The following is a 25,233-nucleotide window of genomic DNA, read 5'->3' on the forward strand; positions in this document are numbered from 1 at the left end:
CCATGGCTCGCATCCGCCTCGACGGCATCACCAAGCGCTACGGCCAGGTGACCGCGCTGCAGCGCCTCGACCTCGACATCCGCGACCGCGAATTCATGGTGTTCCTCGGCCCCTCCGGCTGCGGCAAGACCACAACGCTGAACATTATCGCAGGGCTCGAGGAGATTTCCGACGGCGATATCTGGTTCGATGACCGCCGCGTGACCTTCATCCCGCCGCACCAGCGGGAAATCGCCATGGTCTTCCAGTCCTATGCGCTCTACCCGCAGAAGAGCGTCTACGAGAACATCGCCTTCGGCCTCAGGCTGCGGAAGGTCGACGAGGCGACCATCGATGCCAAGGTGCGGGCGGCCGCGACCCAGCTGGAGATCGAGCATCTCCTGGACCGCAAGCCCCAGCAGCTCTCCGGCGGCCAGCGCCAGCGTGTCGCCCTCGGCCGGGCGCTGGTCCGCCAGCCCACCGTCTTCCTCATGGATGAGCCGCTGTCCAACCTCGACGCGGCGCTGCGCGTGTCGATGCGGGCGCTGATCAAGAAGCTGCACATCGCCATGGGCACCACCTTCGTCTATGTCACCCACGACCAGGCCGAGGCCATGACGCTGGCCGACCGGATCACCGTGATGCGCGACGGCGTGGTGCAGCAGCTCGACACTCCGGATGCGATCTACAACCGGCCGGCCAACCGCTTCGTCGCCGGGTTCCTCGGCAGTCCGCAGATGAACTTCGTCGAGGGCGAGATCGCGGAAGGGCCGGGCGGCCCGGCCTTCACCCGCGGTGCCCTCCGCATTCCCGTGGATCCAGCCGTCGCGGCCGGGCAGGGCGGGCGCAAGGTCGTTCTCGGGCTCAGGGCGGAGGATGCGGTGATCGCCGAGGGCGGGCCGCTCCGCGGCGAGGTCGCGCTGATCTCGCCGCTCGGCTCCGAACAGCATGTCCATGTCGCCGCCGGTGACAGCGAGCTCATTATCCGCGCCCCGAAGGACCAGCGTGTCGCGGTCGGCGAGGCCATCGCTCTCGCTTTCGATCCCGCCCGCCTGCACCTGTTCGACGCCGCCACCGAGCAGCGGCTCGGGCAGCAGCCATGAGCGCGCCGTCGTCCGGGTCGGCGGGCCCGCGCTCGTCCGGGGGCATCGGCGCCGCCGTGCCCCGGCGCGAGGACGAGCGCTTCGTGAAGGGCCAGGGGCGCTATCTCGCCGACATCGCCGTGCCGCGGGCGCTCCACGCGGTCTTCGTCCGCAGCCCCCATGCCCATGCCGACATCCGCGCCATCGATGCAACGGCCGCGCTGGCCATGGAGGGCGTCGTCGCGGTGTGGACGGGCGCCGATGTGGCGCGCCATGCCACGACGCTGCGGATGGCGCCGCCGATCGAGGGCCTCAAGCCCGTCGACGTGCCGCCGTTCCCTGTCGACAAGGTGCGCTTCGTCGGCGACCTCGTGGCGGTCGTCGTTGCCGAGCGGCTGGACATGGCCGTCGATGCGGCTGAGCAGGTGGCGGCGACCTATGGCCCGCGGGCCGCGGCTCCCGGCATGGCGGAGGCGGGCGAGCCGGTCGATCCCGGCCTGCCGACCAATCTCGTCTCGCACCAGACCTTCGCCAATGGCGACCTGCGCGCGGCCTTCGCCAAGGCGGATCGCATCGTCGAGAGCCGCTTCGCCCAGGGCCGGCAGACCCACATGCCGCTGGAGCCGCGGGGCATTGTCGCCGAGTGGGACGAGGGGCGGCGTCATCTCACGGTGCGGCTCGGCAACCAGGCGCCGCATCCGCTGCGATCGGCGCTGGCCGCTCGCCTGGGGCTTGCGGAAAGCGCCGTCACCGTCATTTCACCCGACATGGGCGGCGGCTTCGGCCAGAAGATCGCGTTGCTGCGGGAGGAGCTCACCATCGCCGCCCTGGCCCGCGCTCTTGGCCGTCCCGTGCGCTGGCAGGAGACACGCGGGGAGAACCTCATCGCCTCGCTTCACGCGCGCGAGGAGACCATCGTCACCCGCGCCGCCGTCACCCGCGAGGGCCAGATCCTCGGCCTCGAGGCCTGGATGGAGGCCGATGTCGGCGCCTATTGCTTCTTTCCCGCCAACTACATGGCACGCGTCGTCGCGCTCATCCTCCCGGGGCCCTACCGCATCCCCGCCTATGCCTATGACGTGAAGGTCTATCTCTCCAACAAATGCCCATCCGGGCCGATGCGCGCCCCCATGGCGAGCGCCTCCTGGGTGATGGACGGCACGATCGACGCAATCGCCCGCGCCCTCGATCTCGACCCCGTCACCGTCCGTCGCCGCAACACGATCCGCGACGGCGACCTGCCGTTCACGACCATCACCGGCGAGACCTATGTCGACGTCACGCCAGCGCAGACGCTGGAAGCGGCGGTCAAGGCGCTCGACTATGGCGCCCGCCGCGCCGAACAGGCCCGTGCGGCCCGCGCCGGGCGTCTCCTCGGCATCGGCTTCTGCACCGTCGTCGAGCCGACCACCTATGGCTCGGCCTTCTACAAGAATGCGGGGATCGCCGGTTCCGGCCACGAGACCGCGACGGTGCGCATCGAGCCCTCCGGTGCCGTGCTGGTCTCCTGCGGCATCATGGGATCGGGGCAGGGCTACGAGACGACGCTCGCCCAATGCGCCGCCGAGGGGCTCGGAGCGCGTTTCGAGGATATCTCGGTCCGGATCGGCAATACCGACGAGGCGCCCTATGGCATGGGCAGCCGCGGCGCGCGCGGGGCCGCCGCCGGCGGCGGCGTCGTGCTCATCGCGACGCGGCGCATGCGCGAGAAGCTGCTGAAGCTCGCCGCCCATCTCCTTGGCCTCAACAGTGCCGAAAGCCTCGCCATTGCCGACGGCCGGGTCCTCCGCCTCGTCGACGGGGCCTGGACCTCGACCGACCATTCGATCGCCAGCCTCGCCCGCATCGCCCATCTCGATCCGCTGCGGCTGCCGGAGGGCATGGAGCCTGGCCTTCACCTCACTGCCGCCTATGACCCACCGGCGATGACCTATGCCAACGCCACCCATGCCTGTGTGGTCGACATCGACCCGGGCTCGGGGGGGGTGAAGGTCCTGCGCTACCTCGTGGCGCATGATTGCGGCGTCGAGATCAATCCCACCATCGTCGCCGGCCAGGTGCACGGCGCCGTCGCCATGGGCCTATCCGGCGCATCCATGGAACGCTGCGCCTATGACGCGGATGGGCAGGCGCTCGCCGGCTCGCTGATGGACTATGCCGTGGCGCGGGCCACCGACATCCCGCCGATCGAGATCGTCGCGGTGAACCGGCCGAACCGCCTGACCCCCGGCGGCATGAAGGGCATGTCGGAGGGCGGCGTGATGGGGGCGAGCGGTGCGCTCGCCAATGCCATCAACGACGCGCTCGGCAAGGTCGATGGATCGCTGTCGCAGCAGCCCTTCACGCCCGAGGCGGTCTGGCGGGCGATCTGGCCAGCGCCATCGCCGTCGTCGCGCTGACCGGCGTTCCACAGGGCACGAGACGCGCCGAGACTGCTACCCCGTGATGAAGAGCGGCACGGAGAGGGTAACAAGGCCGGCGGTGTCTTGCGCGCCCATCAACGGACTGCGTGCGCCCCCCATGCGGGGGAGAGTGCCTGGAGATCTTCGCCATGCGGGGGCCTTTCCGCGGAGGCGTCATGGCGATAAGGCTCGCCATCGACCGATCCGTTTTGCATGCCCGTGAAGGTGTCGCCCATGACCTCTGGCCCGTTCACCCGCCGCGCCGCCCTCGCGGGTCCGGCAGTCCTTGCCGCCGCCGGTCTTGCGCCGGCCTTCGGCCAGCCAGCCTATCCCAGCCGTCCCGTGACCCTGGTCGTGACCTTCGCTGCGGGTGGCGGGGTGGACACCGTCTCCCGGCTCTTCGCCGATGCCATCGGGCGCGCGCTGAAGGAGCGGGTGGTGGTCGACAATCGCGGCGGTGGCGGCACGGTGCTCGGCACGCAGGCCGTGACCTCGGCGACGCCCGATGGGTACACCCTGCTGGCGGCACCGACGACCCTCGTCATCAACGCTGCCGTCCGGCCCTCCTTGCCCTATGACTGGCAGCGCGATCTCGTCCCTGTGGGGCTCATGGCCAAGCTTCCCTTCGTGGCTGTGGTCCGGCCTCAATCGCCGTTGCGGGGTACGGCCGACCTCCTGCCGGCGAGCCATTCGCGGGGCGTGCTGAACTACGCCTCCGGCGGTGTCGGCACGGTCGCTCATCTCGCCGGCGAGCTTTTCGCGCTGAAGACCGGAGCGAAGATGCAGCACGTGCCCTATCGCGGCGAGGGTCCGGCCATCACTGACCTGCTCAACGGCTCGCTGGACCTGACCTTCGCGACGCTTGCGGCGGTGGCGGGCCAGATCGAGAGCGGCCAGCTTCGGGCCCTCGGCATGACCACGGCCGAGCGGGCGCCGCTGCTCAAGGACGTGCCGACGGTGCAGGAACAGGGCGTCGCGCCCTTCGACGTGTCGGCCTGGATCGCGCTGATGACGCCGGCCCGCACGCCGGCCGAGGTCGTGACCCGGCTGCGGCAGGCGCTGGGCGAGGTGCTGGCGGATGCGGCGCTGGTCGACCGGCTGACGACGATCGGTGCGGTTGCGGCATCGCCCACGCTGGATGCGGCGGCCTTCATGGCGCGCGAGGCCGAAACCTGGGCCGAGGTCATCCGCCAGGCACGGCTCAGCTTCTGATCCGGGGCGCAGAGGAGCGGCAGGTCGCCGATCCTCTCGCGGGCCGCTTCTCCAACGTGTTCAGGCTGCGTCGTCGGCGAGACCGCCGCCGAGGAAGAGCTGGCCGACGCGGGGATCGGCGAGGATCTCCGCTGCCGGACCCTGCATCCGCGTGCGGCCGAGCTCCAGCACCAGTGCCTCATCGGAAATCTGCAACGCCGAGCGGGCGTTCTGCTCGACCATGAGGATGGTGACGCCCTTGTCGCGCAGGTCGGTGAGGATGCCAAAGGTCTCCTGCACCATGAGGGGCGAGAGGCCGATCGAGGGCTCGTCGATGAGGATCAGCTTCGGGTCCAGCAGCAGCCCGCGCATGATCTCCAGCTGCTTCTGCTGGCCACCCGACAGTGTCGAGGCCTGCTGGTCGGCCTTCTGACGCAGGATGGGAAAGCGGTCGAGCGCCCGCTCGATGCGTGCGGGAACATCCGTGATGCCGGGGCCGGCCGCGACCGCGCCGAGCTCCAGATTGTGGCGCACCGAGAGTTCGGGGAAGATGTTGCGGCCCTGCGGCACATAGACGATGCCGGCCTCGATCAGGCGGCGGGGCGTCCAGCTGGTGATGTCGGTCCCGGCGAAGCGGATACGGCCTGCGGTCGGGCGTATCAGGCCGAAAATGGCCTTGAAAACGGTCGATTTGCCGGCGCCGTTCGGGCCGATGATCGTCGTCAGCGTGCCGCGGCGGACCTGGAAGGAGCAGCCATTGAGGATGGTGATGCGGCCATAGCCGCCCACCACGCCGTCGAGATCGAGGATCGTGTCGCTCATCGCGTCGCCCTCAATGACCGAGATAGGCGTCGAGCACGGCCGGATCGGCGCGCACCTCGGCGGGCGTGCCGCTCATCAGCACCTTGCCCTCGACCATGACGATGACGCGGGTGCACAGGCTCATGACGAAGTCCATGTTGTGCTCGATGACGACAAAGGTCGCGCCGTGCTCGACATTCATCGCCCGTAGCCGCTCCTTGAGATCGGCGAGCATGGTGAGGTTCACGCCGCCCGCGGGCTCGTCGAGCAGCACGAGGCGGGGGCCGGCCATGAAGGCCATGGCGGCATCGAGCAGCTTCTGCTGGCCATAGGACAGGCCGCCGGCCTTGGCTTTTGTCAGATGGCCGAGGCGGAACACCTCGGCCATGCGGTCGGCCTCGGCGGTGAGGCCGGCATCCCCGGGACCGAAGAGGCGCGAGAGCATGGAGCCGCGATGCTCCTGGCCGGCGAGGATCAGGTTCTCGCGCACGGTCAGTTCGGGGAAGACCTGGAGCAGCTGGAAGGTGCGCGAGACGCCCTGGCGGTTCATCGCCTCGGGCGTCGCGCCGGTGACATCCATCCCGTCGAGCCGCACCGTGCCGGCACTGGGCAAGAGCTGGCCCAGGATGCAGTTGAACAGGGTGGACTTGCCGCAGCCATTCGGCCCGATAATGCCGAGGATCTCGCCCTCGTTCACGGTGAAGGAGACGCCATCCACCGCGACGACACCGCCGAAATGCTTCGCGAGGCCCGAGACCTCGAGGACCGGGCGCGTCACGGGCGGCTCCCGTCGGACGCGCCGAACCGCGCCTTCAAGGCCGTCCAGCCGCGGTCGAGGAGGCCGAGGATACCGGTCGGGCAGACGATCAGCAGCAGCAGCACCACGATGCCGAAGACGATGAGGTAGAGGCCGCCGGTGAAGCGCAGCCATTCGGGCAGCGCCACGGCGAGCAGCGCCCCGAGGAAGGGGCCGAGCTGGTAGCCGGAGCCGCCCGCCACCACCATCAGCAGCAGCATGAAGGAGGCCGAGAGGGCGAAGGGCGTGGGATCGATGAACTCGACGAGCGGGGCATAGAGGGCGCCGGCAAAGCCGCCATAGGCCGAGCCGATGGCGAAGGCGAGGAGCGTATAGGCGCGGATGTCGATGCCGAGGGAGGCCGCACGGATCGGGTTTTCGCGAAGCGCGAGGAAAGCGCGGCCCCAGGGGCTGCGGACGAGCCACCACAGGGCCAGCGCGAGGATGAGCGTCACCACGACAACGAAGCGGTGGAAGGCCAGCGCTCCGTCGGTGCGCAGCCCGAACAGGGTCGGGCGCGCGATGTTGGAAATCCCGAACGTGCCGCCGGTGAGCCATTGCTCGTTGCGGAGCACCAGCCAGACCAGCGTCGAGAAGGCGAGCGTGACGAAGGCGAGGTAATGCGCCTTCACCCGGAGCGCCGGAAAGCCGAGGACCAGGCCGAGGGCGAAGCAGGCGAGCCCCGACAGCGCGAAGCAGGTGTACCAGTCGATCCCGAGCTTCGTGCCGAGGATGGCGGTGATATAGGCGCCGATCCCCATGAAGGCGCCCTGCGCCAGCGATTTCAGGCCGGCGATGCCCAGGGTGAGGTTCAGCCCCATGACGGCGATGGCGGTGACCAGCCAGAGGGTCAGCACATAGGTGCCGTAGCGCCCCATGCCGACGGGCAGGAACCAGAGGATCACCGCGCCGGCGACCAGCGTCAGCAGCACGCCGTCGAGACGGCCAAGGAGGCCGCCGGCAAGGCCCGACGCCTTGGCCGGCACAGGGGAGGCTGCCGTCTCGCTCATACCCGGCGCTCCTCGCGGCGGCCGAACAGGCCCTCGGGCTTGACGAGGATGATGACAACCAGCAGCACCAGCGGCACGGCGAGCCGGTAGGAGGAGGAGATGTAGGCGGCGGCCAGGCTGTCGACGACGCCGACGATGAGGCCGCCGGCAAGCGCCCCGCGCACCTGGTTGAAGCCACCGACGATGGCGGCGATGAAGGCGAAGAGACCGATCACATCGCCGTTGGAGAACTTGGCGAGATAGATCGGCGAGATCAGCACCGAGGCCAGCACGGCGAGGCCTGCGTTGATGGCGAAGGTCAGCATGACCATGCGGGCAACGGGAATGCCGAGAATGAGCGCAACGCCCGGGTTCTGCGCGGTCGCCTGCATCTGCCGGCCCGTCCGCGTCGCGGTGACGAACCATTGCAGGGCGCCGATCGCGACGAAGGCCACGGCGATGATGGCGATGTGCTGGAGCGACAGCGACACGCCCAGCACGTCGACCGCGCCCGCCGGGAAGGGTGAGGGGAAGGTCTGGGCCTCGGAGGAGAAGAAGTCCTTGGCGCTCTCCTTCATGATGATGGCGAGCGCCATGGTGGCGATGGCGAGCGGCAGTACGCCGTGGCGGATCATCGGGTCGACCACGGCGAGCTTGAAGCCGAGGCCGAAGACCACGACGAAGAGCGCCGCGCCGAGGATCGCCGCCGCCCAGACCGGCAGGCCGAGGAACGCCACGGCCGCGAGAATGAGGATGGCCGGCAGCATCACATATTCGCCCTGGGCGAAATTGATCGTCTGCGAAGTCTGCCAGACCAGCGTGAAGCCGATCGCCGCCAGCGCGTAGATGGCGCCGGTGGCGAGGCCTGCCACGATATAGGCGACGAGTTCGGCCATGCCGGCGTCCGTCCTGGGATATGCGAGGGGGCGCCGGTGCCGCTGGCGCCTTACGGGTTGATCATCGGCAGCGTGGCCTTGATCACCTGCTGGCCATTCTCGACCTCGGCGAGGAAGCTCTCGCGGTCGAGGTCGCCATTGGCCTCGATCTTCGTGGTGATGAGGATGCCGGGCTCCATCTGCGGGGTGATGGTGGCTCCGCGCAGGGTGTCGGCGACGCCCTTGCGGTCGAAGCGGCCCATGCGCTCGGTCGCCCACTTGATCATGTGGACGGCCATGTAGCCCTTGAGGCCGTTATGGTCCGAGGCGATGTTGAAGCGCGCCTGATAGCGGCGGCCGAAATCCTGGAAGGCCGGCACCGGCGCGTCGATCGACAGGCCGACATGGCCGCGGGCACCGTTCGCCGCCTCGCCGGCGAGCTGGATGACGCGGGCGCCGAGCAAGGTGGTCTCGCCGATCATCGGCTTGTTGACGTTCTGCTGGCGGGCGGCGAGCAGGAAGCGGGCGCTCTCGTCCTCGTTCAGATAGACGAAGACCGCGTCGACATTGGCGTTGCGGATGCGGATGGCGTCGGCGGTGAAATCCGCCTGGCCCTGCTCGGTGGAGACGTCGAGGGCCACCTGGATGCCGCGGCGCTGCAATTCGGGCAGCATGGCGTCGCGGCCGCCCTTGCCAAAGTCGTTGTTGACCCAGACGACGGCGATGCGGGACGCCTTCACCGTGTCCTTCAGATAGGTCGCGAGCTTCGGCATGGCCGCGGCCTGGCTGAGCGAGGTTCGGAACAGGAACTGGTTGCCCTGGCGGGTGAGGCCGGCCGCCTCGCCCCCGACGATCTGGGCGATCTCGGCGCGCTGGGCGATCTGCATCGAGGCGCCGATCGGACCGGAGAAGACCGGGCCGAGGACAGAATAGGTGCCCTCGTCGATGGCGCGCTGGACGGCGGCGCGGGTGTTCCCGGGATTGGTCTGGGTGTCGTAGTGGACGATGTCGATCTGCCGGCCGAGGATGCCGCCGCGGGCATTGATGTCGGCAACCGCGAGGTCGATGCCGTTGCGCCACTGCGTGCCGGCGGTCGCGCCCGCTCCCGACAGCTCGACGACGTTGATGAGCTTGACGCGTTCCTGCGCCGATCCCGGCATCGCCGCAGTGAGGGCCAGTGCGGCTCCAAGCGCCAGAACGCGGGCGCGCGACATTGTGGTCATCGGCAGATCCTCCCTCGATCGCCCTTCATGCGGGGCGTTGATCGTTGGCCGTGACTTAGCAAGCCCGATGCGGTGGAGGCAACGGCCTTTCACGTTCGGGAAGGTGGATGGAGCCGCCCTAGTCGCCCGAGCGGATATTCGCGATGCGCACGAGCCGGCCCCATTTCTCGGATTCGGCGGCGAGCAGCGCCGCGAGATCCGCCGGCGGCGTGCCGCGCGCCTCGACCGAGAGTTCGGCAAGGCGGCTCTTCACGCCGTCCTCGTCCATGACCGCCGCGCTGGCTCCAGACAGCAGCTCGACCACGGCTGGCGGCGTTGCCGCCGGCGCGAAGACGCCGTTCCAGGTGGTCACCTCGAAGCCCGGCAGCGTGTCCGCCACCGGCGGCAGGTCGGGCAGGAGCGGATTGCGCTGGAGCGTCGTGACACCAAGAGCGCGAACGCTCCCCGCCTTCACCTGGCCGATGGCGGCGGTGAGGATGTCGAACATGACGTCGAGCCGGCCGCCGACGAGGTCGTTCAGCGCCGGTCCAGTGCCGCGATAGGGCACATGGGTCATCGTCACGCCGGTTATCTGGCAGAAGAGTTCGGCGGCCAGATGGGCCGAGGTGCCGATGCCGGCGGAACCATAGGTGATCTTTCCCGGCGCCGCCCTGGCGGCGGCGATCAGGTCGGCGGTCGAGCGGACGGACATGTGCGGGCCCGCGAGCAGCGCGTTGGGCACGGTTGCGACGAAACTGACGGGGGCGAGGTCCTTGACGGGATCGAAGGCGAGGTTGCGGAAAATGTGGTGATTGGTTGAGATCGACACCGAGGCGATGAGCAGCTCATGGCCGTCGGGGGCGGCCTTCGCCACCTGCGTCGCGCCGATGGTGCCGCCGGCGCCGGGCTTGTTCTCGATGACGACAGGCAGCGCCAGCCGTGTTGCGAGGCCTTCGGCCATGATGCGGCCGATAACGTCGGTCGATCCGCCGGCGGGGAAGGGGACCACCAGCTTGATGGGCCGGCCCGGCTGCAGAGCCTGGGCCAGGGCGGATGGGATGCTGCCCGCGGACAGGCAACCTGCTGCGAAACTAGCCGTACTGGCGATGAAGAGGCGTCGATCCATGGGGCTCGGGCTCGTCGGGGAGTGAAGCGTGCTTCCCTCACCGCAAGGCCGATGCCAAATGCCGCCGACCCGCGATCACGACATCGCGGGTCGGTCGGTTCCGATGCGGCCGGGCCTCAGCTCGGCTGGAAATCGACGAGCCTCAGCAATTCCGTCGCCCGGACGATGTCGCTGCGGATGAAGGCGCGCGTCGCCTCGCGGCTTTCGGAGATCGGCTCGATGAGGGTGGTGCGCAGGCGCTGGACGACTTCCGGATCCGCCATGGTTTCCTGGATCAGCCCGCTGATCGCGTTGGCGATGTCTGCGGGCAGGTTCTTCGGTGCCCAGATGCCATACCAGGACTGGAACTCAAAGCCGGGCATGCCGGCCTCCGCCATGGTGGGCACGGACGGCGCCAGCACCGAGCGCTCCTTGGTGGCGATACCGAGCGCGCGAACGCGGCTGCCGTCGAGAGCGGCTGGCAGGAGGGCGAAGCTCGGATCGATCAGCAACTGGACATTGCCGCCCATGATGTCCTGCAGCGCCGGCTGGGTACCGCGATAGGGCACCATCTGGATGTTGACGCCGGCGCGGCGGAGGAAATCGATGGTGGCGAGGTGGCCGGCCGAGCCGAGCGAGGAAATGGCGAAGTTCCACTTCGACGGCTCGGCCTTGGCGGCGGCGATAACCTCGGGCAGCGTCTTCTGCGGCAGGGACGCGCTCATTACGCAGACAAGCGGGGCGACTGCGGTGCGGCCGAGTACCTCAAGATCGGTCTCCGGATTGAAGTCGGCCGCGGCCTTCAGCACGAGTGGCATGACGGCGGTGTTGAAGGCGCTGGCGAGCAGCGTGTAGCCGTCCGGGTCGGCCTGGACGACGGCCTTGGTGCCGAGAAGGCCGGCACCGCCGACGCGGTTCTCGGTGACGGCGGCGACGCCGAACTTTTGCTGCAGCCGTTCGGCGATGAGCCGGCCGAGGGCGTCGTTGGCGGCGCCCGCCGGCCAGGGCACGATCATGCGCAGCGTGCGACCACGCTGCGGCCAGCCGGATTGGGCGCCGGCCGATGAGACGAGGGCGGGGGCGGCGATGGCCGCCATGGATGACATCAGGAATGTGCGCCTGCGCAGGGTCATTTTGGGCTCCCTCAGTGCTTCTCTTGCGTCTTGATTTGGATGGGCTGCGGCCCGCATCCCGCTTCAGGCGGGAGGCGCGAGCCGCACATGCTTGATCGCCTGCCGGTGGTAGGTGAAGGCGACGTGGATGGCTCCGTCCGGCGATTGATGGACGGAGGGATAGGACAGTTCGCGGTTGCGCCTGTCGGTGGAGTTGTTGGTCATGCAATAGCCGTCGCCGTCCTCGATGAGGCGACGATCCGGCCAGGTCCGCCCGCCGTCCGAGGAGATGGCGAGCATGAGCGGGGCCCGCGGCGCGCCCCAGAAGGCGGTGCGGGCCGGCGGCACGTGGTCGGCGGGCGGCGTGGCGCCGTCCTCCTCGTCCTCGATCTCGTCGTAGAGCGACAGGCGGCGCTCCGCGGCATTGGCGGCGCTCGAATGGTTGTAGACAAGCGCGATCCGGCCATCGGCGAGGCGGGTCGCTTGGATCGAGGAATTGTTGTTGGGCAACTCGGTCGGCACCGGCGCGGACCAGGTCGCTCCGCCGTCGGTCGAGCGCGAGGCGTGGATGAAATCCGCCCAGCGCGATCGATAGAGGGCGAGGAACTCGCCGTTCCCGGCCTCGACGATGCTCATATGGACACAGCCGAGGCTTCCCGGCACCGCGACGCTTGCCCAGGTCGCGCCTTCGTCGCGGGAGATGCGCACGGCGCTGACATCGTCGTCGCCGACCCATCGGACGCCCGGCACGGTGCGGCAGAGGAATGTCGGCAGGAGGATCGCGCCATCGGGACGGCGGAGCGGCGGCTGGCGCACGAAGGTGCCGGTATCGCCGATCAGGGTCTCAGGCGCCGACCAGCTCCACCCGTCATCGCGTGACCGGCGGCGGCGGACCACGGCCGTGTCCTGGTTGCCGGAGCGCTGGGAGGTATAGAGCAGCCACAGGTCGCCGGGGCCTGCCTGGAACAGGATCGGGTTCTGCTCCGAGCGCGTCGCATCGTCGGCGAGCTTTACCGCCTCGCTCCAGCGCGCAGCGCCGGGCTCCAGGCGCGCCATGTGGACGGAAATGTCGGCCATGCCTTCCTGGGTCCCGCCGAACCAGACGCAGGCGAGCGAGCCGTCCGCCAGGGTGAGCAGGTTTGCTGCATGGTTCTGGGGGGAGGGCGAAGGGATGAAGGCCTCGGACTGGCCGGCAAGGCCGTCCCGGGGCTTGAGAATACCGTCGAGGACGAGGGTCGCTGTGTCGCTGGTCATTGGCGGCTACTCAGAAGGCTGCGCGGTACATGGCGAGGATGGCCTCGCTGGAGAGCGGCCGCGGGTTGTTGTCGATCAGCCGCTTGATGGCGAAGGCCTCATCGGCCATGGCCGGCAGGTCGTCCTGCGGCACGCCGCGCGGTCCCATGCGCATCTCGATGCCGAGGCGGGCGCAGAAGCCGTTCGTGCGCTCCAGCACGGTTGCCGGGTCGTCGGAAGCCGGCAGGCCGAGCGCCTCCAGCACCAGCGCCGTCTTCGCCGGCACGGCAGGTGCGTTGTAGGCGAGCACATGCGGGAAGATCACCGCATTGGCCGCGCCGTGGGCAATGTGGTGCCGCGTGCCGAGCGGATAGGCGATGGCATGGCCGCCGGCTGTGTTCACAGGGCCAAGGCAGATGCCGCCATAAAGCGAGGCCAGCGCCATCCCACCGCGCGCTTCGAGGTCGCCGCCATCGGCGACGGCGCGGGCGAGATAGCGGCCGACGAGCCGCGTACCCTCGATGGCATAGGCGTCGATGATCGGATGGGCCTTGATGTTGGTGAAAGCCTCGACGCAATGCGCCATGGCGTCGATGCCGGTCTCGGCGGTCACCTGCGGCGGTACGGTCACCATCAGCGCCGGGTCGACAATGGCGATGTCGGCGAGGAGGTGGCGGCTCTGCACCGCCCATTTGTTGCGAGACACCGGATCGGTGACGAGGGCGCGGGTGCCAACTTCGCTGCCCGTGCCGGCAGTGGTCGCGACCTGCGCGAGGCCGACGCGGCGGCCCGTCACCTTGTCCGGGCCGACCACGTCGGCAAGCGCCTGCCCGCCATCGAGAAGCGCGGCGACCAGCTTCGCCACGTCCATGACGCTGCCGCCGCCGAAGCCGATGACGAGATCGGGCTTGTAACGGGTCGCGGAGGCCAGCGCCGCCTCGAAGTTCGGCACGTCGGGCTCCGCCACCACGTCGGTGAAAGCGGCGACATCGCCGAGGCCGAGCAGGTCGAGCCGACGAGCATGGAAGGAGGAGGCGAGAACGAAGGGCCGCGCATAGCCCTGCTCGCGCGCCCATTGGGCGAGGCGGGCGACGGTGCCGGTGCCAAAGGCGATCAGCGCCGGGCGAACGAGGTCGATGGGGGTGGCGAAGGTGTTCATCGGGATCTCACGCGGCTGCGAGCCGTTCGGCATATTCGATGGCCTCGATCAGGCTCGTCTCCGAGGCGACGCCCTTGCCGGCGATGTCGAAGGCGGTCCCATGGTCGACTGAGGTGCGGATGATCGGCAGGCCGAGGGTGATGTTGACGCCCGACAGACCTTCCCATGTGCCGGTTTCGGGATTGACCTTGAAGCCCAGCAGCTTGACGGGGATATGGCCCTGGTCGTGATACATGGCGACCACGGCGTCGTACTGGCCGGCGCGCAGCTTGACGAAGACCGTGTCGCCGGGGACCGGGCCGACAACGTCGAGCCCATCGGCGACAGCCGCAGCGATGGTCGGCATCGAGATGTCGATGTCCTGCCGGCCGAAGAGGCCGCCTTCGCCGGCATGGGGGTTCAGCGCCGCCACTGCAATCTTCGGGCGCGCCTCGCCGAGGCGCATCATCGCGTCATTCGTGAGATCGATGACGCGGCGGATGCGCTCGGGCGTGATGCGCTTCGGCACGTCCTCCAGCGCCACATGGGTGGTGACGTGGCTGACGTTCATCGTGCCATGGGCGAGCATCATCACCGACCCGCGCACGCCCGTCAGCTCGGCGAGCAATTCGGTGTGGCCGGCATAATGATAGCCGGCAAGGTTCAGCGCCTCCTTGTTGAGCGGCGCGGTGACGAGACCCTGGATGCGCCCTGCCATGGCGAGCGCGACCGCCTTCTCGATGGCGAGATAGGCCATGCGGCCACCGGGGGCGCCCACCTCGCCGGTGACGATGGGCCCGCCGGGATCGCCCGCCTGGAGGATGGCGGCCGCCGGCCAAGTGTCGCCCTCGCGCACTTCGGGAATGGCTGCGGCGCCGAACAGTGCCTCCGCCTTGCGCAAGGCCGGCACGTCGCCGGTGACGAGAAGCTTCAGTTCGCCGGCCGCGAGGCGGGGGCTGAGCCGCTGCACGGCGCGCACGATGATCTCCGGACCGATACCGGCGGGGTCGCCCATGGTGATGGCGAGATGGGGTGTCATGACGAGGACTTTCCGGCAGATGTCGGAGCGGGTGAGGCGCGCGCGGCGAGATCGGCGAAGAGGCCGGGCTCGCCAAAGGCGCCGGATTTGGAGATGACCGCGGTGCCGCGCCAGCGCCCTTCGGTGAGGCGCGAGAGGGCGATGCCCGGCTGCAGCTCGCCGAGGACGTCGAGGCCCGTGACGCCAAGGGCGGGAAGGAGCGCGCGGAGCGTCTCGCCGCCGCTGACCAGCAGCGTGCCGGGGCGGGGCAGGGCGGCGACAAGGCTAGAGAACCGGTCGGCGATGGTGGTGCGGGCGGCCGTGCGGTCGGTGCCATTGGGCAGGTCGCAGGTGACGAAGGCGGCGCCTGAGTGTTCCATCAGTTCTTCGATTCCGCTGACATTGGCGGCGGTCCGCCACAGGTGCGCCACGGCGTCGAGCTGGGCGCTCGTGATGGCATGGTCGGTGCCGATGAGGCCAAGGAGCGGCCCCTGCCAGGCAAGGGCAGCGGGCGGCGGCGGCCGCAGCGCCCGGGCGAGCGCACGGGCAAGGCCCGCCGAGCCGACCCAGAGAACGGAGCCGGAATGAGCGAAGCCGTTTGCAACGATCCGGTCGAGATCCTCCGGCGTCTCCGCGTCGAAGAGGCTGATGCCGTCGGTGGGCAGGTCCTCGGGGCCAAGGCGGGCCACCCGATGACCGGCGGCGGTGAGGCCGGCGCCCATGTCCTCGCCGGTCGGCGTCCAGGCCCCGCCCTGTATCCAGACCTGGCGCGCGGAGCGGGTGCGGCGGCCCTGTTCGGGGAGGGCCGGGGCGATGATGACGTTGTCGAAACGGATTGCGGCGAGGATGGCGGCGAGTTCGGCGCAGGCATGTCCGCGCAGCAGGCTGTCGACTTTGAAGAATGACAGGCGGCCGGGAATCGGCGCCAACAGGGGGGCAGCGGCGCGCGCCGCGGCACACGCCTCGGCGGCCGAGCGCTCGCGGGTTCCGATATCGAGGACAAGCGAGCCGCTATCCTGCGCCGCGATGCCGACGCGCAGCGGCGCCACGGGGCTGGCGAAGGCGGCGGCCGTGTCGAGCGCGCCCGTCATGTCGTCGGCGATCATCCGGATCGCCTCGAAGGCGAGGCCTTGTGCGCGCCTCGGCTCGCGGGCCAGCGCCGTCACAGCGAGGCTCCGCCGCAGATGGTGAGGACCTGGCCGGTGATGGCGTCGGCCTCCCGCGACATGAGGAAGGTCACCGCGGCGGCGACCTCGTCCGGGCGGATCAGGCGGCCCATCGGCGGCACGCGTGGCGGCACGCCGCTGCGGCCGGGATCGCCGAGCATGGGCGTCTCGGTCGCGGCGGGTGCGACGACGTTCACGGTGATGCCGCGCGCGACCAGTTCGGCGGCCCAGGATCGCGCCATGGCGACGAGGGCTGCCTTTGTCGCGGCATACTGGCTGCGCTGCGGCGAGCCGGTCCACGTGCGGCTGCCGATTAGGACGATGCGTCCGCCGGCAGTCATGCCGGGAGCGAGGGCGCCGGCAATCTCTTCCGCCGCGGCGACGTGGAGGTCCCACATGGCGCGGCCGCGCCCGGGATCGAGCGCCTCGAGCCCGCCGGTTGCGAGGATGCCGGCGGCATGGACGAAGGCGGTGGCGGCCGGGAGTTTGGCGATGAGGTCGCGCCGGGCCACGGCATCCGAGAGGTCGCAGGTGACATGCGCATAATGCGGCGAGGGCATGGTGACGGGGCGTCGGGCGACACCCGTCACGGTCCAGCCATCAGCGAGCAGGCGCGCCGCGACCGCCGCGCCGATGCCGGAGCTGGTGCCGGTGACGAGGGCGTGGCGCGAGCCGGGCATGGGATCAGGCCGTGGCTTCGGCGAAGGAGCGGGCGATCTCGGCAACCTTGGCCTCGACCTCGGCCGTCACGAGTGCCGGGCCACGGCTCGGGCCGACATCCGGCATGACGGCGCGGAGGGCACACTTGACCATGGTCGGCGGGAAGCCGTGCGCATAGAGCGTGGCGCGGAGGTCACTGAAGCGCTCCTGGTGGGCGGCGGCGGCGGCATGATCGCCCTTGGTGAAAGCCGTCCAGATGCCGTTGAGAGTCTCCGGCGCGACATTGCCGAGGCCGGAAATGCTCCCCGCCGCGCCGTTCTGAAGGCCGTGGAGCACGAGGGAATCCGGCCCGACCAGCACATCGAAATCGTCACGGCCAGCGGCGACGGCGAGGAAACCGTCGAGGCTCGCCTTCGAGCCCTCGCTATCCTTGATGCCGACGATGTTCGGATGGTCGGCGAGGCGGGCCGCCGTCTCCGGGGCGATCGTGTTCCCGGTGCGCGCGGGGATGTTGTAGAGGTAGACCGGCACGTCGAGGGCATCCGCGACGCGGCGGTAATGGCCCTCGAGCTCGCCTTGCGAGCAGGCGATGAAGGAGGGCGTGATGGCCGAGACGGCCCTGACGCCGAGGCCCTGGATCGCCTTGCCGAGCGCGATGGTCTGGTGCGTCGAGATCTCGCCGATATGGGCGAGCACCCCGGTCATGCTCGCGGCCGCCTCGACGCAGATCTCGGCGACGCGCACCTTCTCGGCGAGGGAGAGGGTGTAGAACTCGCCATTGGTGCCGCCGCAGAAAACACCATTGCCGGCTTTTGCCTGGCGGGCCACCTGCCGGCGCAGCGCGGATTCCGCCACGGCTTCTTGCGCGTCGAAGGGCGTCACGATGGCGACGAAGGGGCCGGTGGTCCGGGGCCGGGCGGTCATGGCATGCGCCTCCTATGCGGCGGAGCAGCAATGCCCGGACCCTTGGGGCCGGCGTCACGCGGACTGGGCGCTGCTCCCTGGCGCGGCCTTGCGCGGCCGGCCTCTGCTTGTAAGGCCCGTAGAAGTCATACTTGTTTCAATGTGTCAACTTATCGCCGCGGCTGGCATGGCGATCGTTCGGTTTGACCAACATTAAAATCCAATGATATCAATGTATTCGTGTCAATTTCTCGTTTGTGAGAAATCCTGGCTCGTTGACAGCTTTACAACTTTACAGCTTTGCGATAGGGTCGAGCCTGTTCAGGTGGGGGCTGTATGACCGACATTCATGTCTCGCCGGAGATCGCTGCTCCCACCCCGCTGGTCGAGCGCGTTTTCTCCGGGCTTCAGGCGCGGATTACCGGCGGCGAATTCCCCGCGGGAGGTCGCCTGCCGAGTGAGAACGACCTCGCGGCGGCCTATGTCGTGTCGCGCCCGATCGTGCGGGAGGCGCTGCGCCTGCTGCGCGAGGCGGGCCTCGTCGCTTCGCGCCGCGGTTCCGGAACCTTCGTGACCTCCCAGGCGACGCCAGCGAGCCATCCCGGTGCGAATCTCGCCTTTTCTCCGGTCTCGACCATCGCCGACGTCCAGCGCTGCTATGAGTTTCGCCTCGCTCTGGAGCCGGAACACACCTACTGGGCGGCTTTGCGCTGGAATGCGGCAGCCCTCGGCCGCATCGCCGAGGCGCTGGAGGCAATGAAATCCGCGACGCGGGCGCAGCATCACCGCGAGGATGCCGATTTCGCCTTCCACCTCGCCATCGCCGAGGCGAGCAACAACCACTACCACGTGTCCTCCCTGCTGGCGCTGAAGGACCACATCAGCGTCGGCATGAAGATGCATGGCACGACGCTGTTCCGGCCGAAGGGGTCGCTGGAAGGCGTCTATGCCGAGCACGCGGCGATCCACGACGCCATTCGCTCCCGTGACGCGGAGCGCGCCAGGATGCTCATGGCGCTGCACCTGAAGGGTTCGCGCGACCGCATTTTCGACGGCCACGCCCTGGATCTCGCGCTCTAGCGGCGGATCCCGGGGCTCTCGACGGGCAGGCCCCGGGCACGGGCGGCGAGATAGAGCTCCAGCGCCACATAATCATAGGCGCCATAGGGGAGCTGCGTTGCGCGGACGCCGAGGGAACAGGCCCTGAGCCGGCGGTGCAGCGAGCCCAGCGTGTTCCATTCGAGGCGATAGGCGGGAAAGCCGGTGCCGACGCCACTGGAGATCACGTCGCCGCGCAGCCTCCGGCCGACATTCTCATCATGGCACTGGCCGCAGGAGAGGTTCAGCTGGCCCTGCCGCGTCTCGTAGAAGCGCTTGCCGGCAGCAAGGTGCTGCGCCGCCGCGCCCTCGGTCTCCACGGCCACGGGCAGCCCACGCGAGCGCAGGGCGATGGCGGCGGTGAGCGACAGCAAGGCCTCGCTCTCGTAGCCGAAGGCCGGCGCCTGCTGGTTGTCGGTTCGGCAACGCTCGATGCGAGCCTCGAGGTTCAGGAGCGCGCCGTCGGAGGCGACAGCGGGATAGCGGGCGGCGACGCCGCGCATCCCGTCGATGGGGCCGTGGCAGCCCTCGCAGGAGGGCCGTCCCGAGCGCGGCGCCTCCCGCCAGAGCGCCTCGCCGCCATCGACCCAGAGCCAGCCGGGATGGCGCGAGGGGTCGTCCTGGAGCGCGCGCAGGTCGGGCGAGAGGAAGCTTGCCGGAGCGCGGACCTCGCCGGCCGAGGCGGTTGCCCCCAGCATCAGGGTCGCTGCGAGGACGACGAGGTGCCTCATGTCACCGTCAGCATTTGCCGGCGTTCATAGACCGCGCCGCCGTCCTCGAGCCATTCGAAGACCAGTTCGCCTGTGGTCGTGGCGACGGTGGTGAAGGCCACATAGGGATTGGCGGCGATGCCGGGCGACAGATCCATGTGGAGGATCTCGGCGCCGTCATAGGTGACGCGCAGCGTGTGGATGATCTTGCGCGGCACGGGGGTGAGGCCGGGCGCGTCGATGGCACGGTCCATGGCGTGGCGCGCGAGGACACGGATTTCGATGATCTCGCCGCGGCGGGCCTCGGCGGGCATGGTGATGCGGGCGGGAATGGAGGCACTGGCCATGAGTCAGCCTCCGTCCACGCAGGCGCCGAGGATGACGATGACCTCGCGGGCGCCGCGATGCACCGTGCCGCGGCTGGTTTCGGCGAGCACGACGATGGTCTGCGTCTCGGCGAGGCGGATGCGCGTGCCGACCTCAGCGCGTCCGGCCCTCGGCCCGATGCGGAAGGTCGCAACCCGCGGAAACGGGTTCTTGTCGGCAAGAACATGGATGGCGGTGACATGGTCCTCGCCGCTCATCGGACTGTCGATCCGGATCATCAGGTCGACCGAATTGCCGTTTTCCGACAGCGTCGGCATGTCCAGCGTGACGCCGGAGGCGAGCGGCGTCCGGCCGGCGAGGACGCTTCGCTCGACGGCGGCCATGGTCTCGCGATGCGCAGGCTGGGCGTCGGCCACGGTTGCGGCCGGCAGCAGGGCCGCGGCACCCGCGGCGAGGGCGGTGCGGCGTGTCAGCCCGATGCGTGGCGCGGGCAAGGTCATGGCGTCACTCCCTGAGCGTCGCGAGATAGGCCACGACGTCCTCGATCTCCTGCGCGGTCAGGACCGGCCGGCCCTGCCAGCGTGGATCGACACGCAGGAGGTCGGCGATGCGGTGATAGGCGGGCATGACCGCCTCGCGGTTGATGCGTGTCGGGTCGATGAGCCTCAGGCGCATCTGGCCCGGCGTCAGCCGCAGCGCCACGCCCGCAAGAGGCGGCCCGACCTCGCCCATGAAGGTCTCGCGCGGGTCCGGGATCGTGTGGCAGATCAGGCAATTGGCCGTCTCCCGGTTGCGGACGATGCGGGCACCGCGCCCGGCATCGCCGGCAAGGCCGTCCAGCGGCGCCGAGACGGCGTCGCCGGTAACCACGAAGGGCGCGACCTGCGCCGCCGCGGGTGCGGCGGCCAGGGCGAGCAGCAGGGCGGCGAGGGCCTGCCTCACGCGCGCCGGAGGTCCTGGTCCTTCAGCGGCACGGAGCGGATGCGCTTGCCGGTGGCGGCGAAGATGCCGTTCAGCACGGCGGGTGCTGCTACCATGATGGTCGGCTCGCCGACACCGCCCCAGAAGCCGCCGGAGGGCATGACGATGGTCTCGACCGGCGGCATCTCGTCCATGCGCAACACGTTGTAGCTGTCGAAATTGGTCTCGACGATCTGGCCGTCCTTCACCGTGCAGGCGCCGTAGAGCAGCGCCGACAGGCCATAGACGAAGGAGCCCTCGACCTGCATCTCGATCTGCCGCGGATTGACGGCGACGCCGCAATCAGTGGCCGCGACGATACGGTGGACCTTGAGCTTGCCCTGGGCATCGACCGAGACCTCGGCGGCGGCGGCGACATAGCTGCCGAAACCCATCTGCTGGGCGATGCCGCGATGGACACCGGCCGGCGGCGGCTTGTCCCAGCCGATCTTCTCGGCCACCGCGTTCAGCACCGCGAGATGGCGGGGATGGTTGCCCATCAGCTTGCGGCGGAAGGCGAGGGGATCCTGGCCCGCCGCGTGGGCGAGCTCGTCGAGGAAGCACTCGAGATAGATGGCGTTCTGGTTGTGGTTCACGCCGCGCCAGAAGTGCGGAGGAACGTGGGTGTTCCGCATGGCGTGGTCGATGAGCAGATTCGGGAACGAGTAGCCGATCTGGCTGTCGTTGCCGCCGGCGTTGAGCCCCTGGAACTGCACGGGATCGCGGCCGTTCTGCAGCGCGGTGGGGAAGACATAGGACAGGATCGACTGTCCGGAGATGCGCATGTGCAGGCCGACGAGATTGCCCTGCGCGTCCAAGCCGCCCGTCATCTTGGCCATGGTGACGGGGTGATAGCGCCCCTGGACCATGTCCTCTTCGCGGGTCCACTGCGTCTTCACCGGCACGCCGGGGATCTGCTTGGCGATGTTCACCGCCTGGATGAGCCAGTCATGGGTGGTGCGCCGGCCGAAGCCGCCGCCGAGGTCGACGCGATGCACGTCGCAAGCCGTCTGCGGCAGGCCGGCGGCCTGTGCGGTTGCGGCCAGCGCCGCCTCGCCGTTCTGGGTGGGGCACCAGACGTCGCAGCGCGTGGGGGTCCACAGCACCGTGGCGTTCATCGGCTCCATCGGCGCGTGGTTCTGGAAGGGATAGGCGTAAACCGCCTCGACCTTGCGGGCCGCACCGGCAATGGCCGCGCGGGCATCGCCATTGGTGTTGCCGACGAAGGCCTCCGTAGCATCCAGCCCCTCGCGCAGCTGCGCCTCGATGGTCTGGGAGGAGACCGCGCGGTTCGGGCCGTAATCCCAGGTGACGGGGAGGGCGTCGAGGGCTGTCTTGGCCTGCCAGAACGTGTCGGCCACCACCGCGACCGCCGTGTCGGCGACCTTCAGCACGTGGCGCACGCCCGGCATGGACGAGACCTTCGCCGCATCGAAGGAGGCGACCTTGCCGCCGAAGACCGGGCATTCCTTCGGCACGGCGACCAGCATGCCCGGCATCTTCAGGTCGGAGCCATAGACGAGGGCTCCGGTGGTCTTGGAGGCCGTGTCGAGGCGCTTCACCGACTTGCCGATGACGGTCCAGTCCTTCGGATCCTTCAGCGTCACGTTGGCGGGCGGCGTCAGGCGCGCGGCGGCCGCAGCCACCTGGCCATAGCGGACCGTGCGGCCCGAGGCGGCATGGGTGATGACGCTGTCCTTGGCGGTGCAGTCGGCGGCCGGGACGCCCCAGGCCTCGGCCGCGGCCTGGATCAGCATGATCCGGGCGGCAGCACCGCCGCGGCGCACATAGTCATGGCTCTGGCGGATGCCCTGGCTGCCGGCGGTGAGGAAGGCGCCCCAGGCGCGGTTGCGGGCGAGGGACTGGCCCGGCGTCACATATTCGGTGACGATCTTCGACCAGTCGCAGTGGAGTTCCTCGGCGATCATCTGGCAGAGGCCGGTGCGCGTGCCCTGGCCCATTTCGGAGCGGGCCATGCGCAGCACCACCGTGTCATCAGGCCTGATAACGACCCAGGCATTGATCTCGGGAGTGGCGGCCGGCGCCGGCTGCTGGGCGAAAGCGCTGGTCGGCAGGTAGAAGCCGACGGTGAGGCCGGCAGCGGCCTTGAGGACGGCGCGGCGGGAGGTCGTGGTGGTCTCGATGAGCGTCATGACGTCCTCCCTCAGCCCTGGCGGTTCGCGGCGGCCTGCTTGATGCCGGCGCGCACACGGTTGTAGGTGCCGCACCGGCAGATGTTGGTCATCGCATTGTCGATGTCCTCGTCCGTCGGGTTGGGCTTTTCCGCGAGGAGGGCGGCGGCGGCCATGATCATGCCGGACTGGCAATAGCCGCACTGGGGGACGTCGAGGTCGCGCCAGGCGACCTGGATCGGGTGCATGCCGTTGGGCGACAGGCCCTCGATGGTGACGATCTTCTGGTCAGCTGAGACCGCGCTCAGCGGCATCGAGCAGGCGCGCACCGCCTGGCCGTCGATATGGACGGTGCAGGCGCCGCAGGCGGCGATGCCGCAGCCATATTTGGTGCCGGTGAGCCCGATATGGTCCCGGATCGCCCAGAGCAGCGGCGTGTCGTCCGCCGCCGTGACCTCGACCACCTGGCCGTTGATGTTGAGTTTCGCCACCGCCGTCTCCCTTGTTTGCGTCGGGCCGTGACGGCCTCTTCGTTGGAAGGATTCCACAGTGGGTAGCGCTACGAAACAACCCGTAGCGGAGAGTTGCCGTTTCACTTTGTCGAGAGGTGGGAGACGAAAATTCTCCAGGTCTGGCCAGTGAAACTCTTCGGCCAAGCCTCGGAAGGTCCAGGCTTTCGCAAATGACCGGGTTCGCGCAGAGAAGTCGTGCCGCTCAGACGCGCGAACTGCCGCGATAGAAGGGCTCGTGCCGGGCCGGGTCGATATAGTCGGCATAGAAGCGCCGGACATGCGGGAGCAGCACCTTGGCGAGGTGCCGCCGCTCCATCTCGTCATGCGCCAGCGCTTTCGACAGATCGTCGTGCAGCGCCTTCAGGGCCGCGTCGCGATCGACGCGGGTGAAGCGGCCATCGGCATAGAGGACCTCGCCGTCGCACATGACCGCCTTCACGCCCGAGGGCTTTGCCCGCTGCACCAGCGCGTCGACGGCCGAGGTTTCCGTGTCGAGATAGGGCCAGGCGATGGCGTCATGGTCGTGGAGGACGAGGTCGGCGGCCCGTCCGACCTCCAGCCGGCCGATCGTGTCGCCGTAGGGCGTCGTCGCCGCGCCGCCCACGGTCGCCATCCGCAGGACCTGCGGGATGGTCGGCACATCCGCCTCGTTCATGCCGGGCACCCGATGGGCGCGCAGCACCATGCGCAGTTCCTGCAGCATGTCGCGGTCATCGTTGATGCCGGCTTCGTCGATGCCGATGGCGGTGGTGAGGCCGCGGGCCTCGAAGGCGTTGAGCGGGGCGAGCCCCGAGCGCAGGCGGAAATTGGACGAGCAGTTGTGGCAGATGCAGGAGCCGGCCTCGGCTAGGCGGTCGATGTCGCGCTCGGTGAGCCAGACACCGTGGCCGATGGTGAGGCGGTCGTTCACCAGTCCGAAGCGGTCGAGATAGTCCACGGCGGTCCCGCCGCCGCGGCGATGCGCATACTCCTTCTGGTAGGCGGTCTCGACGAGATGCATGTGCATCGGGGCTTGGAAGCGCCCCGAGGTCTCGGCGAGCCGCCCGAGCGCGGCGTCGGAGCACCAGTGGAGGTTGGCCGGTGCCAGCTGGATCTTCACCCGGCGCTTCGCCTGATGGCGGGCGTGGAGGCTCTCGAACAGGCCCATCGTGTCGTCGAGGCTCATGCGGAAGCGGTCGAAATAGCGCTTCATCGGGTCCTGGAGCTCGGCCGGCAGGCTGGCGACGAAATCGGCATCGGCCTGATAGACCAGTCGGTTCTGGTCGCGCACGCCGTAGCAATAGGAGACCCGCATCCCGATGGCCTCGTAGGCGCGGATGACCTCGCCGACCTTGGCCTCGACCTCCGGTCCCGTGCCCGGCAGCAGGCTCTGGATGTGTTGGACGGTGGTGACGCCGGAGCCGACCATCTCGAAGGCCGAGTAGAGCGTGTCGAGATAGAGGTCGAGGTTGCGGATCACCAAGCGGGTGATGAACCAGAGCTCCAGCGGCATGTCAGGCGAGCCGAGCTGCACCGGTGTCAGGCCGACATGGTGATGGGCATTGACGAAGCCGGGAAGGACCACCTCGCTGCCGGTGCCGATCACCGGCACGGTGGGATGGCGGGCGTGGAGCTCGTCGAAGGAGCCGATGGCGGTGATGACGCCGTCCTCCTGCAGGACGGCACCACCCGCGATGGTCTCGCAGGCGAAGCGGTCGGTGACGCCGGTCATGAGCGTGTGGCTGCGGACGAGCGAGGCGGGCATGGAGGATCCGGGGCAGGAGGGACGTGACGATGATGAGTGCTCAGCGGCGGCTGGCAAGCGCCGCGTTCACCCGATGCAAGAGCGGGGCCCGGCGGGAC

The 25,233-nt window shown here is 69.3% G+C and carries 24 protein-coding genes; 4 read left to right on the forward strand and 20 right to left on the reverse strand.

The genetic code is table 11. From position 1 onward, the window contains the following. Window positions 1–2 precede the first annotated feature (2 nt). From O9344_RS12715 to O9344_RS12725, 3 genes are all read left to right on the forward strand, one after another. Window positions 3–1,082 carry an ABC transporter ATP-binding protein gene (locus O9344_RS12715; protein WP_298477638.1) on the forward strand — a complete coding sequence of 360 codons (1,080 nt, stop codon included), beginning with the start codon at window positions 3–5 and terminating at the stop codon, window positions 1,080–1,082. Then, the gene (locus O9344_RS12720; RefSeq protein ID WP_298477641.1) at window positions 1,079–3,460 is read left to right on the forward strand and encodes a xanthine dehydrogenase family protein molybdopterin-binding subunit; all 2,382 of its coding nucleotides are present in this window, start codon (window positions 1,079–1,081) and stop codon (window positions 3,458–3,460) included. The genes O9344_RS12715 and O9344_RS12720 overlap by 4 nt, the downstream gene beginning before the upstream one ends. Before the next feature lie 237 nt (window positions 3,461–3,697). Beyond that, the gene (locus O9344_RS12725) at window positions 3,698–4,675 is read left to right on the forward strand and encodes a tripartite tricarboxylate transporter substrate-binding protein (protein ID WP_298477644.1); all 978 of its coding nucleotides are present in this window, start codon (window positions 3,698–3,700) and stop codon (window positions 4,673–4,675) included. 60 nt (window positions 4,676–4,735) lie between these two features. Here O9344_RS12725 and O9344_RS12730 read toward each other — a convergent pair whose 3' ends face one another. The 13 genes from O9344_RS12730 to O9344_RS12790 form a co-directional block, all read right to left on the reverse strand. Then, window positions 4,736–5,476, reverse strand: a complete 741-nt coding sequence (locus O9344_RS12730; protein ID WP_298477648.1) for an ABC transporter ATP-binding protein — start codon at window positions 5,474–5,476, stop codon at window positions 4,736–4,738. Window positions 5,477–5,486: 10 nt separating this feature from the next. Continuing rightward, on the reverse strand, window positions 5,487–6,233 hold the full coding sequence (locus O9344_RS12735) for an ABC transporter ATP-binding protein (RefSeq protein ID WP_298477651.1): 747 nt from the start codon (window positions 6,231–6,233) through the stop codon (window positions 5,487–5,489). Next, window positions 6,230–7,261 (reverse strand): branched-chain amino acid ABC transporter permease, encoded by a 1,032-nt coding sequence (locus O9344_RS12740; RefSeq protein ID WP_298477654.1) that lies wholly within the window; start codon window positions 7,259–7,261, stop codon window positions 6,230–6,232. Before O9344_RS12740 ends, O9344_RS12735 begins: the two co-directional genes overlap by 4 nt. Next, window positions 7,258–8,136 (reverse strand): branched-chain amino acid ABC transporter permease, encoded by an 879-nt coding sequence (locus O9344_RS12745; protein WP_298477657.1) that lies wholly within the window; start codon window positions 8,134–8,136, stop codon window positions 7,258–7,260. Before O9344_RS12745 ends, O9344_RS12740 begins: the two co-directional genes overlap by 4 nt. A gap of 50 nt (window positions 8,137–8,186) precedes the next feature. Continuing rightward, entirely contained in the window at window positions 8,187–9,329 is a 1,143-nt protein-coding gene (locus O9344_RS12750; protein WP_298477863.1) for an ABC transporter substrate-binding protein, read from the reverse strand. 127 nt (window positions 9,330–9,456) lie between these two features. After that, on the reverse strand, window positions 9,457–10,443 hold the full coding sequence (locus O9344_RS12755; RefSeq protein WP_298477660.1) for a tripartite tricarboxylate transporter substrate binding protein: 987 nt from the start codon (window positions 10,441–10,443) through the stop codon (window positions 9,457–9,459). Window positions 10,444–10,559: 116 nt separating this feature from the next. Next, window positions 10,560–11,555, reverse strand: a complete 996-nt coding sequence (locus tag O9344_RS12760; protein ID WP_298477663.1) for a tripartite tricarboxylate transporter substrate binding protein — start codon at window positions 11,553–11,555, stop codon at window positions 10,560–10,562. A gap of 63 nt (window positions 11,556–11,618) precedes the next feature. Next, window positions 11,619–12,788 (reverse strand): exo-alpha-sialidase, encoded by a 1,170-nt coding sequence (locus tag O9344_RS12765; RefSeq protein WP_298477666.1) that lies wholly within the window; start codon window positions 12,786–12,788, stop codon window positions 11,619–11,621. 10 nt (window positions 12,789–12,798) lie between these two features. Next, window positions 12,799–13,926, reverse strand: a complete 1,128-nt coding sequence (locus O9344_RS12770) for an iron-containing alcohol dehydrogenase (RefSeq protein ID WP_298477669.1) — start codon at window positions 13,924–13,926, stop codon at window positions 12,799–12,801. A 7-nt stretch (window positions 13,927–13,933) separates the two neighbouring features. Next, window positions 13,934–14,944: a 4-hydroxythreonine-4-phosphate dehydrogenase PdxA gene (gene pdxA / locus O9344_RS12775; RefSeq protein ID WP_298477672.1), complete on the reverse strand. Its 1,011-nt coding sequence runs from the start codon at window positions 14,942–14,944 to the stop codon at window positions 13,934–13,936. After that, window positions 14,941–16,089 carry a four-carbon acid sugar kinase family protein gene (locus tag O9344_RS12780; protein WP_298477675.1) on the reverse strand — a complete coding sequence of 383 codons (1,149 nt, stop codon included), beginning with the start codon at window positions 16,087–16,089 and terminating at the stop codon, window positions 14,941–14,943. The genes pdxA and O9344_RS12780 overlap by 4 nt, the downstream gene beginning before the upstream one ends. Further along, window positions 16,086–16,769 carry an SDR family oxidoreductase gene (locus tag O9344_RS12785; RefSeq protein WP_298477677.1) on the reverse strand — a complete coding sequence of 228 codons (684 nt, stop codon included), beginning with the start codon at window positions 16,767–16,769 and terminating at the stop codon, window positions 16,086–16,088. The genes O9344_RS12780 and O9344_RS12785 overlap by 4 nt, the downstream gene beginning before the upstream one ends. 4 nt (window positions 16,770–16,773) lie before the next feature. Further along, window positions 16,774–17,673, reverse strand: coding sequence for a dihydrodipicolinate synthase family protein (locus O9344_RS12790; RefSeq protein WP_298477680.1), 900 nt, complete (start codon window positions 17,671–17,673; stop codon window positions 16,774–16,776). A gap of 315 nt (window positions 17,674–17,988) precedes the next feature. Between O9344_RS12790 and O9344_RS12795 the strand changes: the two genes are divergently transcribed. After that, window positions 17,989–18,732: a FadR/GntR family transcriptional regulator gene (locus O9344_RS12795; protein ID WP_298477682.1), complete on the forward strand. Its 744-nt coding sequence runs from the start codon at window positions 17,989–17,991 to the stop codon at window positions 18,730–18,732. Here O9344_RS12795 and soxA read toward each other — a convergent pair. From soxA to O9344_RS12830, 7 genes are all read right to left on the reverse strand, one after another. Continuing rightward, window positions 18,729–19,481 (reverse strand): sulfur oxidation c-type cytochrome SoxA, encoded by a 753-nt coding sequence (gene soxA, locus O9344_RS12800; protein ID WP_298477685.1) that lies wholly within the window; start codon window positions 19,479–19,481, stop codon window positions 18,729–18,731. The two genes, O9344_RS12795 and soxA, sit on opposite strands and share 4 nt — an antisense overlap. After that, window positions 19,478–19,807 (reverse strand): thiosulfate oxidation carrier complex protein SoxZ, encoded by a 330-nt coding sequence (locus tag O9344_RS12805; protein ID WP_298477688.1) that lies wholly within the window; start codon window positions 19,805–19,807, stop codon window positions 19,478–19,480. Before O9344_RS12805 ends, soxA begins: the two co-directional genes overlap by 4 nt. Before the next feature lie 3 nt (window positions 19,808–19,810). Next, the gene (locus O9344_RS12810; RefSeq protein ID WP_298477692.1) at window positions 19,811–20,287 is read right to left on the reverse strand and encodes a thiosulfate oxidation carrier protein SoxY; all 477 of its coding nucleotides are present in this window, start codon (window positions 20,285–20,287) and stop codon (window positions 19,811–19,813) included. Between the two features lie 4 nt (window positions 20,288–20,291). Continuing rightward, window positions 20,292–20,729, reverse strand: a complete 438-nt coding sequence (soxX, locus tag O9344_RS12815; protein WP_298477695.1) for a sulfur oxidation c-type cytochrome SoxX — start codon at window positions 20,727–20,729, stop codon at window positions 20,292–20,294. Beyond that, entirely contained in the window at window positions 20,726–22,900 is a 2,175-nt protein-coding gene (locus O9344_RS12820) for a molybdopterin cofactor-binding domain-containing protein (RefSeq protein ID WP_298477698.1), read from the reverse strand. The genes soxX and O9344_RS12820 overlap by 4 nt, the downstream gene beginning before the upstream one ends. Before the next feature lie 11 nt (window positions 22,901–22,911). Beyond that, entirely contained in the window at window positions 22,912–23,370 is a 459-nt protein-coding gene (locus O9344_RS12825) for a (2Fe-2S)-binding protein (RefSeq protein ID WP_298477701.1), read from the reverse strand. Window positions 23,371–23,593: 223 nt separating this feature from the next. Beyond that, entirely contained in the window at window positions 23,594–25,135 is a 1,542-nt protein-coding gene (locus O9344_RS12830) for an amidohydrolase family protein (RefSeq protein ID WP_298477704.1), read from the reverse strand. Window positions 25,136–25,233: the final 98 nt, after the last annotated feature.

The sequence above is a fragment of the Phreatobacter sp. genome, from assembly GCF_027532945.1.
In the GTDB taxonomy this organism is placed as follows: Bacteria; Pseudomonadota; Alphaproteobacteria; order Rhizobiales; family Phreatobacteraceae; genus Phreatobacter.

Coding starts and splice junctions, on each gene's coding strand:
- O9344_RS12765 (WP_298477666.1), bottom strand. CDS start 12,788: ATGACCAGCGACACAGCGACCCTCGTCCTCGACGGTATTCTCAAGCCC.
- O9344_RS12770 (WP_298477669.1), bottom strand. CDS start 13,926: ATGAACACCTTCGCCACCCCCATCGACCTCGTTCGCCCGGCGCTGATC.
- O9344_RS12785 (WP_298477677.1), bottom strand. CDS start 16,769: ATGCCCGGCTCGCGCCACGCCCTCGTCACCGGCACCAGCTCCGGCATC.
- pdxA (WP_298477672.1), bottom strand. CDS start 14,944: ATGACACCCCATCTCGCCATCACCATGGGCGACCCCGCCGGTATCGGT.
- O9344_RS12725 (WP_298477644.1), top strand. CDS start 3,698: ATGACCTCTGGCCCGTTCACCCGCCGCGCCGCCCTCGCGGGTCCGGCA.
- O9344_RS12755 (WP_298477660.1), bottom strand. CDS start 10,443: ATGGATCGACGCCTCTTCATCGCCAGTACGGCTAGTTTCGCAGCAGGT.
- O9344_RS12810 (WP_298477692.1), bottom strand. CDS start 20,287: ATGACCTTGCCCGCGCCACGCATCGGGCTGACACGCCGCACCGCCCTC.
- O9344_RS12740 (WP_298477654.1), bottom strand. CDS start 7,261: ATGAGCGAGACGGCAGCCTCCCCTGTGCCGGCCAAGGCGTCGGGCCTT.
- O9344_RS12830 (WP_298477704.1), bottom strand. CDS start 25,135: ATGCCCGCCTCGCTCGTCCGCAGCCACACGCTCATGACCGGCGTCACC.
- O9344_RS12720 (WP_298477641.1), top strand. CDS start 1,079: ATGAGCGCGCCGTCGTCCGGGTCGGCGGGCCCGCGCTCGTCCGGGGGC.
- O9344_RS12805 (WP_298477688.1), bottom strand. CDS start 19,807: ATGGCCAGTGCCTCCATTCCCGCCCGCATCACCATGCCCGCCGAGGCC.
- O9344_RS12790 (WP_298477680.1), bottom strand. CDS start 17,673: ATGACCGCCCGGCCCCGGACCACCGGCCCCTTCGTCGCCATCGTGACG.
- soxA (WP_298477685.1), bottom strand. CDS start 19,481: ATGAGGCACCTCGTCGTCCTCGCAGCGACCCTGATGCTGGGGGCAACC.
- O9344_RS12795 (WP_298477682.1), top strand. CDS start 17,989: ATGACCGACATTCATGTCTCGCCGGAGATCGCTGCTCCCACCCCGCTG.
- O9344_RS12750 (WP_298477863.1), bottom strand. CDS start 9,329: ATGTCGCGCGCCCGCGTTCTGGCGCTTGGAGCCGCACTGGCCCTCACT.
- O9344_RS12820 (WP_298477698.1), bottom strand. CDS start 22,900: ATGACGCTCATCGAGACCACCACGACCTCCCGCCGCGCCGTCCTCAAG.
- O9344_RS12730 (WP_298477648.1), bottom strand. CDS start 5,476: ATGAGCGACACGATCCTCGATCTCGACGGCGTGGTGGGCGGCTATGGC.
- O9344_RS12745 (WP_298477657.1), bottom strand. CDS start 8,136: ATGGCCGAACTCGTCGCCTATATCGTGGCAGGCCTCGCCACCGGCGCC.
- O9344_RS12760 (WP_298477663.1), bottom strand. CDS start 11,555: ATGACCCTGCGCAGGCGCACATTCCTGATGTCATCCATGGCGGCCATC.
- O9344_RS12715 (WP_298477638.1), top strand. CDS start 3: ATGGCTCGCATCCGCCTCGACGGCATCACCAAGCGCTACGGCCAGGTG.